The sequence below is a fragment of the Cumulibacter soli genome (assembly GCF_004382795.1).
Classification (GTDB): Bacteria; Actinomycetota; Actinomycetes; order Mycobacteriales; family Antricoccaceae; genus Cumulibacter; species Cumulibacter soli.
In genome coordinates, this window is sequence record NZ_SMSG01000004.1 from 400,048 (window position 1) to 412,073 (window position 12,026).

A 12,026-nucleotide genomic window follows, 5' to 3' on the forward strand; every position below is an offset into this window, starting at 1 on the left:
CTCACGCGAGGCTCTCCGAGCTAGTGATTCGTTCCAATGTTTCCAGCAGCCGAGCGGTGGCCGCAGGTTCTCTGACCGCGATGCGCACCCACGATCCGTCGAGTCCGGGGAAGCTATCGCAGCTGCGGACTGCGATTCCAGCCTCGCGTAGCGCGCGATGGGCACCGATGCCGACCCGGACCAGCACGAACGGCGCGTGTCCGGGCACAGACCGCAGCCCCAACTTCTGCAGGCCTTCGATGAGCTCCGTCCGCCAGCGTTGCAGCTCACGCGCCCCGTTTTCGGCCTCACGAACGGCGTCTCCTCGAGCGGTCACCTCCATCGCCACGGCGGCGAACGTGGAGACCGACCAATGTGGCTGCTGGGCGGCGAGCCGAGCGATCACCTCGGGCTCAGCGATGATGTAACCCGCGCGTACGCCGGCCATCGACCACGTCTTGGTCAAGGACCGGATCACCACCACACCTGACATATCGGCCGCGATCATCGTCTGTGGATCTCCGGGAATCGCATCCGCGAATGCTTCGTCCACGACCAACATCCGGTCCGCGCGTCGCAGAGATTCCAATGCACCGCGGGGATGCAGGACGCCGGTGGGATTGGTCGGGTTTCCCACGATCACCAGATCGGCATCGTCCGGTACTGCGGCAGCATGCAACGCGAATCCGTCTCGCTCGCTGAGCAGCACATGTTCGGGCGCGATATCGGCGCGGCGCAGCGCCGATTCGGGTTCAGTGAACTGAGGGTGCACGATAACCGGGCGCCGCGTGTTGAGAGCTCGCGCTATGAGCGTGAACGCTTCGGCGGCGCCATTGGTGGGCAGCACCATATCGTCTGCGATCCCATGTCTGCGGGCGATCGCGGTGCGCGCCGCATCCACGGAGGGGTAAGGGCCGACGTCACCAACGGCGTCCCGCAACTGGGTGGACAGCCAGGCCGGCGGCGCGGCGGCGCGGACGTTGACCGCGAAGTCGGCCAGCCCGCTGGCGACTTCCGCGTCGCCGTGGTGATCGAGGGACGCGAGCGATTCGCGCCCTGCTGACGCACCGGAGGTGGGCTCGTCGGCGAGTCCTGGTGAACTCGTGCTGGCTAGCGTGATGGTTCGCTCGGCAGGGTCATTCTGGTCCACACTCACCGGGACGGTAGCGGTCGATGATGCGGCGAACTGGGCGGCGGCGTCGCAGAACGCGGTGGCCAGCGATGGCGCTCCGGCCCAATGCACATGCAGGTACGACGCATGCACTGTCGCGCGGCCGGTCGCGGCTGGATCGAGCGCAAATCCTGCGTTTCCGGTCTCGTACCGCCACGCGGGCGGGTTCGCGGTCACCGGGCTGATCTGGGTTCGGTGGAATTCGTGGCCCCGAACCTCCAGGCCCGCTCCTCCGATAACGCTGTCGGCACCGAGCGTCGCGCGTTCATAACCAAGCTTCAGGCGCGGGCCCATCGCTGCCCTGGCGGGGATCGCGCCGGCAAAGTCGTGTCCGTCGACCGATTCGGAGAGGTACAGCATCCCGGCGCATTCGGCGACCGTTGGCATACCCGAGAGTACGGCGTCGCGGATCTGACGCTTCAACGATTGATTCCCGGCAAGTTCGACGGCATGCATTTCGGGGAACCCACCGCCGAGGTAGATCGCGGCGGTGCCGGCTGGCAGCGACGAGTCTGTGGCTGGGTCGAACACGACGGGCTCAGCACCCTGGGCGCGAATCAGTTCATCAGTCTCGGCGTATCGGAACGTGAATGCTCGCCCACCCGCTACGGCGACGACGGGTTTCGATGGCCGCTCCCGCACCGGCGGCGACCACGGATCGATCGCTACCTGCGGTGCGCCGTCAGCAATCCGGCGTACCGCATCGAGGTCGATATACGTCGCGGTCTGCTCGGCGAGCAGATCAAGGGCGGAAGCGACATCGCGCCGTTCGGCGACCGGAACGAGACCGAGGTGGCGCGAGGGTGCGCTCACGCCGGCATCGCGCGGCAGCACGCCTAACACCGGGTAGCCGGCGGCTTCAACCGATCGGCGTACCTCGTCCGCGTGACGCTGCGACCCCGACTTATTCAGGATGACGCCAGCGACGGTGATCGCCGGGTCAAAGGTGGCCAATCCATGCACGGTTGCGGCGATCGTGCGCGCGGCGGCGGAAATGTCGAGGACCAGGATCACCGGACTTCCGGTGATCGCGGCCAGGTGCGCGGTGGAGGCGTACCCGTCGGTGCCGATCCGGCCGTCGTACAGCCCCATTACGCCCTCGATCAGCGACAGCGCAGCGGGTTGCGGGCTGAAGTGGCCGTGCGCGAGCAGTGGCATCATCAGTTCTTCGCTGCACAGCCAGGGATCGAGGTTTCGCCCAGCGCGTCCGGTCGCGAGTGCGTGGTAGCCCGGGTCGATGAAGTCGGGTCCAACCTTCGCTGGCGCTACCTGATGCCCGGACCGGGTCAGTGCGGCCATCAGGCCGACCGCTACGGTGGTCTTTCCTTGCCCGGATGCTGCGGCCGCGATGACGACCCGCGGGACGCTCAGCATCGCTTCACCACTCGATCCCCTTCTGCCCCTTCTGGCCGCGGTCAAAGGGATGCGCGATCTTCGTCATCTCGGTGGCGAGATCAGCGATCGCCAGCAGGTCCGGGTGCGGGTCACGTCCGGTGATCACTACGTGCTGGTAGCCCGGACGATTCTGCAGCGTCTCGACGACCTCTGCTACGTCGATCCAGCCCCATTTCAATACATAGCTGAATTCGTCGAGGATGTAGAGCTGGTGCGTCTCCTCGGCCAGGCGACGCTTGATTTCGGCCCATCCTTCGACGGCCGCCTGGGCATGGTCCTCTTCGGTGCCTTCTTTGCGCGACCATGACCAGCCGGAGCCCATCTTGTGCCACTCGATTGGGCCACCTTTACCGGTGTCGCGGTGCACCTCTGCGAGAGTCTCCAGCGCGCTCTGTTCGCCGATACGCCACTTCGCGGACTTCACGAACTGGAACACGCCGATCGACCAGCCCTGGTTCCACCCGCGCAACGCCAGACCGAACGCCGCAGTCGATTTCCCCTTACCCGCTCCGGAGTTGACGATGACCAACGGCTGGTTGCGCCGCTGGCGGGTGGTCTTGCCGTCGTTCGCCTCGACGGGTGTCTTGCCCTGGACCATCAGGCGGCCCGTCCCTTCTGCAGGTCGGTTTTCGAGTTATGCACGATATCCACGATTGCGTCCGCGGCGACCTGCGGCAGCGGCACGTAAGTCGCGCCCATCCGCGCCGCAAGGTCAGCGGCAAGCCCTAGCCGGAACTTTCCGGTCTCACAGTCGATCACGACGCTGTCCACACCGAGCCCCGGCCATGCATCGGCGATTCGCTGGGCGCGCGCGAGCGCGTCCTTACCGCTGGTCGCGCGACCGTCGGTGAGCAACACGAGAAGCGCGCGGCGGCGCGGATCGCGAATATGTTCCACACGCAGCGTGTGCGCGGCCTGTTCCAGACCCTCGGCCAGCGGCGTACGGCCGCCGTGCGGGAGTTGCCGCAGGCAGCGTTCTGCGGCTTCGACCGACGAGGTGGGCGACAAGCTGAGTTCCGCATCGTGGCCACGGAAGGTGACGAGTCCGACCCGGTCACGTTTGCGGTAAGCATCGATCAGCAAGGACAGCACAGCGGCTTTGACTTCTTGCATCCTCGCCTTGGCGCCCATCGAACCGGATGCGTCGACCGCGAGCAGCACGAGGTTGGACTCGCGACCTTGTGTGACGGCGCCGCGCAGATCATCGGCTTGCAGCCGCAATCGCCCGTCGTACGGCGAGCGGATCCGAGCGCGTGCGGCCGCGGTGATCGTAGCCGGAAGATGCAGCCGACGTACGTTCTCAGTGGTCGCCGCGATGGTCCGCCCGTTCTCGGTGAGCGCCCGACTGCGACGCCCAGCCTGACCATTTCCCAGACCACGGATGGTGAAGTTACGTGCGGTGTAAGGCTTTGCGGTATCAGCTATGGCGACGGGAACCGGCCCTGGCTCGTCAGCGGCATGATCGTGCTGCGCGGCGTCATCCGGCGACTGCTGGCTCTGCGCGGAGTCACGGTTCTGCGGGCCGGAGTCCTGGCGCGTTTCGGGCTGGTCCGGCGTCGACTGTGGGCCTGTCCCGGACTGATCCGGCGCCGGGGGCTGACCGGCTGCGTCCTCGTCGTTCTTTTCAGCCGCAGGGTCTTCAGGTGGGTTCGGATCATCCTCGGGTGGGGTCGGTTCGTCGTCGCCGAGTAATTCCTCAAGCAGGTTTTCGTCGAGACCCGGGGCATCGAACGGGTTGCGGCGTCGGCGGTGCGGTAACGCGAGCCGGGCAGCAGCGCGGACGTCGTCGCGGTTCACCGCATCGCGACCGAACCAGGCTGCGTGCGCCTTCGCGGTGCGCGCAGTCACGATATCTGCGCGCATCCCGTCGACATCGAATCCTGCGCAGACGCGGGCGATCCGCTCCAGTTCGGTAATCGGCAGGTCGACGTGCGTCAGCAGTGCCTGTGCGCGCTCAATTCCCACGCGAAGGTCGGTTTGCGCATCGGCGTACTGGGCGGTGAAGGCCTGCGGATCCGAGTCGAACGCGAGGCGGCGGCGTACGACCTCAACGCGAGTCTGTGGGTCACGGCTGGCCGCGATCTCAACGGTGAGACCGAATCGGTCCAGCAACTGCGGGCGCAACTCTCCTTCTTCGGGGTTCATTGTCCCGACCAGGACGATCCTCGCCTCATGCGACACCGAGATTCCGTCTCGTTCGACGGTGTTGCGGCCCATCGCGGCGGCGTCCAGCAGCACGTCGACCAGGTGGTCGTGCAGCAGGTTGACCTCGTCGACGTAGAGGATGCCGCGGTTGGCCTGCGCCAGCAGGCCGGGGTCGAAGTCCGCGCGACCATCTCCGAGCGCCTTACGCAGATCGAGGGAGCCTACGACCCGATCTTCGGATGCGCCCACCGGCAACTCTACGAGACGTGCCGGGTGTTCGGAGGCGGCTTCGAGGTGCGCGGTTCGGTCCGGGCATGACGGGTCGGGGCGGTGTGGGTCACAGCCGAAGCGGCATCCTTCGATGACCTGCTGCCTCGGCAGCACCTCGGCGAGCGCGCGGACCATCGTGGATTTTGCGGTGCCCTTTTCGCCGCGGACCAAAACACCGCCGACGTCCGGAGAGATCGATGTCAGGATGAGGGCCAACGCCATATCGTCGGCACCGACGATGGCAGAAAATGGGAACTGTTGCATTTGTCCTCCTGGCGAGTGCCTCGCTCGCCGGTTCGAGCACACCGGCCTCATGGTCGGCGCCGGTTCACGCGATGTCCTGGCTCGTCCACATTCAGTGGCTTCACAGTGGCGGGACCGCTGCGGGATTGACCGCAATTCCACGCTGTTGAACCTGGTCCATCATGCCATGTGCCCGGTGCGTGCCTCCCGCGACGGCCTGCCGCCGCGTAGTCGGCATTAGACTGTCCGCCGTGATCGAGGTCGTCGGCGTCCAGGCGAGCGGAGTGTCGTCGTTACCCGACGACCTGCGCTCGCTCGTGCTCACTTCCGCAATCGTGGTGAGTTCCCCACGATTGCTGGATTCGCTGCCGACAGTCGATGGCCAGCGCCGCGTCGAGTGGCCGCGGCCGTTGTTGGCTGGACTCGACGATCTGCTGGCTACGTTGCCGTTCGCCGAAGAGACCGTCGTGGTGCTCGCCACCGGCGACCCGCTGGATTCGGGGATCGGTACGACATTGCTCCGGCGCGTCGACCCCGCGCTGATTCGCATCCACCCGGCAGTCGGCTCGGCGGCGCAGGCACGCGCGCGAATGGGCTGGTCCAGCACCTCGGCCGACGTGCTTTCCCTGGTCTCGACGCCGGTGTACGCCGCCCGGCGTTACTTCACTCCCGGACGGCGCCTTCTGGTGCTCTCGGCGGACGAATCGACCCCGCCGGCGCTCGCAGCGGAACTGCGGGACACGGGTTGGGGAGACGCGACCCTGACCGTGCTGGGCAACCTGGGTGCCGACAACGAATCGCGCGATGAGTTCGTGGCCGATTCTGGCGTTGGCGGGGAACTGCCGCGGCTGAACATCGTCGCCGTCGAATTGCCCGCAGGCCCAACCGTTGGCACCTCACCCGGGCGTGCGGACGAGTCGTTCGAGAACGACGGCCAGCTGACGAAGCGCGAGATTCGCGCGTGCGCACTCGCGGCATTGCGCCCCGCACCTGGTCAATTGTTGTGGGATCTCGGTGCTGGCGCGGGTTCGATCGCGATCGAATGGGCGCTCCACGACGCGCGGTGTCGGGCTATCGCGGTCGAACGAAATACCGAACGCGCGGCACGAATCGAACGCAACGTCGCCAGCAACGGTGCGTACGGCGTACAGGTACGCACCGGGGCGATCGCCGACGTGATCGCCGATCTACCCAAGCCGGACGCGGTCTTTATCGGCGGTGGCGCGGACGCGGACACGATCGATGCTGCATGGGCAGCCCTCGGCTGCGGAGGTCGTCTCGTCGTCCACACCGTCACCCTGGAGACTGAGCAACTCGTCATCGAGGCCGCGCGGAAGTACGGCGGCAAACTGCGCCGCATCGTGGTGGAACGGGCCGAGCCGCTGGGGCGGTTCCTGGCCTGGAAACCGGCACGACCAGTTGTCGAGTGGGCCGTTACCCGCTAGATCATCTATATAGAGGCAGTTCGAAGGATTATGACCGTTCACTTCATCGGCGCCGGACCGGGTGCGCACGACCTGCTGACCCTGCGCGCGGTACGACTGATGGAGTCAAGCCCGGTGTGTCTGTATGCCGGCACTTACCTGGACCGGGCCGTACTGGAGCACTGTCCACCCGACGCGGAGTTGATCGATACCCAGCACCTCAACCTCGACGACATCATTGAGGTGATGGTGCGCGCGCACGGCGCCGGGCGGGATGTCGCACGGCTGTGCTCCGGCGACCCGTCGGTGTACTCGGCCGTCGCCGAACAGGCGCGTCGCCTCGACCGCGCCGGTATCGCCTGGGACGTCACCCCCGGCGTTCCGGCGTACGCCGCGACGGCCGCCATCGTGGGGCGCGAATTGACTGTCCCCGAGGTCACGCAGTCGGTGGTGTTAACCCGCGCCCAGCGAGACTCGACCAAGATGCCCTCGACCGAGCAGTTGGCGTCGTTTGCGCAGACCCGCGCCTCGCTGGTGCTGCACCTGGCGATTCGACACGTGCGGCTGCTCGCTGGCGAACTGGTCGAGTACTACGGCGCTGATTGTCCGGTCGTTGTCGGCTCGCAGGTCAGCCAGCCGAGCGAATTGATCTTGCGCGGAACGCTTGCCGATATCGCTGATCGGGTTGAGGAACATGGCCTCACCCAAGCCGCGGTGATCATCGTGGGCTGGGCGCTGGATGCCGAAGGTTTCATCGAGTCACACCTATATCGGTCTCGCCGGACGTCCTAGTCGTCTGAGCTGCGCGGGTACGAACCAGCCGTGATGTCACCGACGAGCTGAGTCGGCGTCAGCCGGTGACGAACCGGGGCGTCCAGGCTTGGCCACCTCGGGCGAGTCGGGTGCTGGAGGCGCCGATGATCACCAACGTCGACATATCCACCTGCTCTGGGTCGAACTCCCCCAGCGTGGTCACTGTCAACGATTCGCCATCGCGCCCGACGTTGCGCGCCAGCACAACAATGCGCTCGGGCGGCGCCACCTCCAGCAGTGCTGTCTTCGCCAGAGCAAGTTGATCCGGGCGGCTGCGCGAACGCGGGTTGTAGAACGCCATCGCGATGTCAGCGGCCGCGCATGCTTGGATGCGGCGTACGACGACCTCCCATGGCTTAAGCCGATCGGACAGCGAGATCAGCGCATGGTCGGCGCCCAGCACGGCCCCCGCGAGCGCGGCAGCCGCGTGGGCCGCGGTCAGGCCCGGGACGACCTGGATATCGATGCCCGCGAATCGTTCGTCGCCCTCAGCGGCCTCAAAGACCGCCGATGCCATGCCGAATACTCCGGCATCACCGCCGGAGACCACCGCGACAGACTCGCCGCTCATCGTTAGGTCGAGGGCGAGCCGGCCGCGGTCGACCTCGACCGTATTGCCGCTGACGTGCCGCTGTAGCCCTTCGCGTTGTGGAACGCGCGCGACGTACGGCGCGTATCCGATCACGTGCTGCACCGTATTCAGGACATCGCTGGCTTCCGGCGTGAGCCAGCGGTCCGGGCCAGGGCCGAGTCCAACGACGTACACCGTGGCAGTTTCGTCGTGCGGTGCTGGCTCGTGCGCGTCGGCGGCGGGATTCTGTCCGCCGGTAGAGCCTTGACCCTCAGCGCGGACGGCCTCGTCACGTCCGGCCGAGTCGGCGCGTCCGGCCGAGTCGGCGCGGAGGTCCTCGCCGGTAACGACCACGATCGACATATAGGGCACCGTCTGCGGGTCGACGTCCGCCAGCGGCAGTACTCGTTGCTGCGCACTACTAGCGCGCTCGACGTACCAGGCTCGCTGGAGGACCCCGGCCTGCCTCGCGGCCTCGCGGACGTCCTGAAAGGTGCGACCGAGTTTCATGATGACGGCGGCCTGAGTATCTGCCAGGCGGCGGGCGAGCTCGGGAACGCCGAGGGTTCCCGGGAGTACGGTGAGCGTGTCCTCGTGACGGCACAGTCCAGTCGCGACGGCGGCCGACGCCGCACTCATCGAGGTCACACCCGGGACGACGGTGCTTGGGAATCGCGGCGAGAGCAGGTCGTGTACGTACATGAATGAGCCATAGAACAATGGGTCACCCTCGGCGAGGACGACGACCGAACGGCCCGCCCGCAGATGAACTTCGAGCCGGGCGGCGCATTCCTCGTAGAAGTCAGCCATATCGGTGTAGTAGCCGCGGCGGCTCTCACCGGTGGTAACGGGGTAGACCAGCGACTCCTCGATGACATCGCCGATCAGGTGTGCTGCAATACCGCGAGCGATCGACGGACGAGATGCCGAACCTTGGTGGTAGGCGATGACGTCCGCGGAGCCGATCAGCGCGGCTGCGCGCAGCGTAATCAGTCCGGCGTCTCCCGGCCCGACGCCCACACCGTACAAGTGTCCCGGCTCAGCTTGCATATCTTCGAACGCGCTCATATCTAGAGTTCCCGTGCGTACGTGGCTAGGCCAGCTCGTCGGCGACCGCGAGCGCGTTCAACGTCGCCGCTGCCATCGCCGAACCCCCGCGGCGCCCGTGCACAACGACCCACGGGATTTGCGAGCCGTCGGGAAGTACGTGCTCGGCCAGCGCGCGCTTCGACTCGGCGGAACCGATGAAGCCAACCGGCATGCCCACGATCGCCGCGGGCGTCGGTGCGCCCTCATGCAGCATCTCGAGCAGGTGGAACAACGCGGTGGGCGCGTTCCCGATCGCGACGACAGCTCCGTCCAGGTGCGGCTCCCACAGCGAGACTGCCGCCGCCGCGCGAGTCGTCGACCAGTCCGCGGCGAGGGCCGGCACCGCTTCGTTGCGCAACGTGCAGATGATGTCGTTGTCGGCGGGCAACCGACGCCTGGTGACCCCCGAGGCCAGCATGTTGGAGTCAGAGAGGATCGGGGCACCGGAGCGCAGCGCGGCGCGGGCGGCAGACACGACGTCGGGGTGTGCGGCGATCTCGCCGACGATGTCGACATCGCCCGCGGCATGGATGATCCGGGTAGCGACGACGTCCATGTCTGCCGGTAGTGCGCTGAGGTCGGATTCGGCGCGGATCGTCGCGAACGAGCGCCGGTAGATCTCCGCGCCGTCGGTGAGGTACTCGTAGCGGCGGGCCGGCCGACGGGGTTCGTTCATGCCGAGCAGGCTACTTTAGCGGCCGCTGTGACGGCGATCCCGTGGTGGCCGACGGTGGCTGACGGTCGCCGCAGGTTAGCGCGGGCTCGTGTCTCGCCAGCGCTCCTGCAAAACACGCAACAGAATTGGCATGGCATCGCGCTCTACGCGATGCACCCCCGAATTTTCTGCGTTTTTTGCAGAGGAGGCATAGTAAGAACAACTCGCTAAGGGAGCATCGTGAGCAGGAACCGCACTAACACGGACTAGACATTCAGGCACGACCTGAAAATATAAACCAGTAAGTTCGATCGAACACTGGGAGTCGTATGAGTCCGCGCCTCACCCCCTTAGTCGCGATGGTTGGGTTAAGCCTCGGCGCGCTGCTATCCGGGTGCAATTCTGATATCGAGCCGGCAGCAACGGAGACGCGAACAGTCACCGTGACCGCGGAGACTGTATCGCCTGAGCCCACCACAGAAGCAGCCGCAACTTCCGTTGCGCCGCCCGCGACCGCTACTGGGTCCACATCGTCGACCTGGACTTTGCCCGACATGACCGGGACGGTCCTGCAGGATGCACAAGACGCGATGCAGGCCCTGACCGGAGACCCGTTTTTCGTCACGCTATCTGAGGACGCCAGTGGCCAAGGGCGCATGCAATTAATGGACTCGAACTGGATCGTATGTTCCCAGACGCCAGCAGCTGGCGAAGAATTCTCCGAGGACACCATTATCACGTTCTTTGCAGTCAAGATCGGCGAGACGTGCTGACGGCCGATGCTGCAAAGGCCGATTAGTCACTCGTAACGCTGGATACGGCGATTGCGGCGCGGACGTCCACTACCGATTCAGCGCTCACGACGGTGACGTGCTCGCCGCGCGGTTCGCCGCAGCGTCGTTCGCAACCGACCAGGTGCAGCCGCGGCAACTTCGAGCCGATCGTCTCGGCGCACTCGCGCGCGAGGCTCAACGTTTCGCTCTGCGCCCGTCCGCAGTACGGCGCACCGGTGCATGCACTGATCCGTCCCCAGGCGCTCGTATCGTCAACGATCAATCCGGCGGCGGCTAACTGGGCGTCGTACGCTGCGCCGCCGGGAACCAGTACTGACCGCCACGGCGTGATCACTACGTGTTCGGTAACCGACTCCATCGCATTCAGGTGCGCAGCTTCCAGCAGCCCCAGTGGGATGCCAGCCACAAGGTCAGCGCCATACACGCCGGGGCTGAGCGTGGCGCCAGCCGGATCGCCGGGCACCTCAGCCTGCGCGAAACTCCCGCACAGCGGCGACGACTCCGGCAGATCCCGGATGTTCCACACTCGCTCGTCGGCGCGTTCGGCCAGGAACTGCGCGGCGACGTCCAGCATTGCGCCGAGCGCCTCGTCCGATGAGACGACGCGGCCGAGCCGCAGCGGACTATGCGTTGCACGGCGGGGATCTTCCTCGACAGCGGGGTTATTTCCCCGCTGCCTATCCGAAACCCCGCGCCCGACACCAGGCCCCGCCACCGAGTCGGCTCGGCCAAGCAGCAGCACCCCTGACCCGTCACCGGCATCGACGTACGCGACGTCGAACCGCTCATCCAGACCAAGTCCGCTGGTGTCGGTGAGAAGCATCAAAAACCGCCCCGGCAACCCAGCCAACTCGGGCCTCGAGATCAGCATGCGATCCAATTCGCGAGCCCGCTCGCGCAGTACGGCGCTACTCGGCGCAGCGAGGATATTCCGCGCGCGCTCATGGGTCAGCGACGGCAGCAGCCCAGCATCAGCGAGGCGTTCAGCGACATCGTCCGGCAGCGGATCGGGCAGTCCCCGCACCTGCAGGTTGCCGCGCGTAGTCAATTGAATACGTGGCGTCCCGTAGTCGGCACCGATCTGCAGCAGGGTCCGGAGCGTCCCGAGCGCGACCTCCCCTCCGGGGACGCGCGCTCGGACAATCAATCCGTCCTCAGCGGCGAATGGTCGCAGGGCCCCTGGGCAACGGTCCGCCCCCAACCGCGCCGAAAACCCCGCCGAGACCGCACACTCCGCCTCGGGCGCCGCAGGAGCTTCCGACGCGTTGGCGTCGTGTCCAGCGCGAACGCCGGAGGCGGGTGGAGTCTGTGGGGTCATCGGTGCCGATGCTACGCGGCGCAAGTACTCTCTATGTCGGTTGATCCGGCGGAACTCGGTGTGATTCCGAGACGGTCCCGCCACTGTGAGCCTCAGGCAAGTCAGGAACGCCGCATCGACCGCCGCGCCGAATCGTCGACGCGGCACTCGCTACGAACC

The 12,026-nt window shown here is 66.4% G+C and carries 9 protein-coding genes and 1 riboswitch; of the genes, 3 read left to right on the forward strand and 6 right to left on the reverse strand.

Annotated elements, in window-relative coordinates; all coding sequences use genetic code 11:
• Position 1: 1 nt before the first annotated feature.
• The 3 genes from cobBC to E1H16_RS11205 are packed head-to-tail and all read right to left on the reverse strand — an operon-like array spanning position 2 to position 5,224.
• Positions 2–2,524: a bifunctional hydrogenobyrinic acid a,c-diamide synthase/histidinol phosphate aminotransferase CobBC gene (gene cobBC / locus E1H16_RS11195; RefSeq protein WP_134323949.1), complete on the reverse strand. Its 2,523-nt coding sequence runs from the start codon at positions 2,522–2,524 to the stop codon at positions 2–4.
• A 4-nt stretch (positions 2,525–2,528) separates the two neighbouring features.
• The gene (gene cobO, locus E1H16_RS11200; RefSeq protein ID WP_134323950.1) at positions 2,529–3,143 is read right to left on the reverse strand and encodes a cob(I)yrinic acid a,c-diamide adenosyltransferase; all 615 of its coding nucleotides are present in this window, start codon (positions 3,141–3,143) and stop codon (positions 2,529–2,531) included.
• A complete protein-coding gene (locus E1H16_RS11205) occupies positions 3,143–5,224 on the reverse strand; it encodes a magnesium chelatase subunit D family protein (protein ID WP_134323951.1) in 2,082 nt (693 codons plus the stop codon). Before E1H16_RS11205 ends, cobO begins: the two co-directional genes overlap by 1 nt.
• 230 nt (positions 5,225–5,454) lie before the next feature.
• Here E1H16_RS11205 and cbiT point away from each other — a divergent pair, with 230 nt between their 5' ends.
• Positions 5,455–6,648, forward strand: coding sequence for a precorrin-6Y C5,15-methyltransferase (decarboxylating) subunit CbiT (gene cbiT / locus E1H16_RS11210; RefSeq protein WP_208379007.1), 1,194 nt, complete (start codon positions 5,455–5,457; stop codon positions 6,646–6,648).
• A 30-nt stretch (positions 6,649–6,678) separates the two neighbouring features.
• Positions 6,679–7,419, forward strand: a complete 741-nt coding sequence (gene cobM / locus E1H16_RS11215) for a precorrin-4 C(11)-methyltransferase (RefSeq protein ID WP_134323952.1) — start codon at positions 6,679–6,681, stop codon at positions 7,417–7,419.
• A gap of 58 nt (positions 7,420–7,477) precedes the next feature.
• Here the strand turns inward: cobM and cobJ are convergent, their stop codons facing one another.
• Both cobJ and E1H16_RS11225 read right to left on the reverse strand, forming a co-directional pair.
• A complete protein-coding gene (gene cobJ / locus E1H16_RS11220; protein ID WP_243837826.1) occupies positions 7,478–9,079 on the reverse strand; it encodes a precorrin-3B C(17)-methyltransferase in 1,602 nt (533 codons plus the stop codon).
• Between the two features lie 25 nt (positions 9,080–9,104).
• A complete protein-coding gene (locus E1H16_RS11225; RefSeq protein ID WP_134323953.1) occupies positions 9,105–9,776 on the reverse strand; it encodes a precorrin-8X methylmutase in 672 nt (223 codons plus the stop codon).
• Positions 9,777–10,309: 533 nt separating this feature from the next.
• Here E1H16_RS11225 and E1H16_RS18605 point away from each other — a divergent pair.
• Positions 10,310–10,528, forward strand: a complete 219-nt coding sequence (locus tag E1H16_RS18605) for a PASTA domain-containing protein (protein ID WP_208379008.1) — start codon at positions 10,310–10,312, stop codon at positions 10,526–10,528.
• A gap of 22 nt (positions 10,529–10,550) precedes the next feature.
• Here the strand turns inward: E1H16_RS18605 and E1H16_RS11235 are convergent, their stop codons facing one another.
• Positions 10,551–11,867 (reverse strand): cobalamin biosynthesis protein CobG, encoded by a 1,317-nt coding sequence (locus E1H16_RS11235; protein ID WP_134323955.1) that lies wholly within the window; start codon positions 11,865–11,867, stop codon positions 10,551–10,553.
• A riboswitch (cobalamin riboswitch) is annotated at positions 11,854–11,998 on the forward strand. It overlaps the preceding gene by 14 nt.
• Positions 11,999–12,026: the final 28 nt, after the last annotated feature.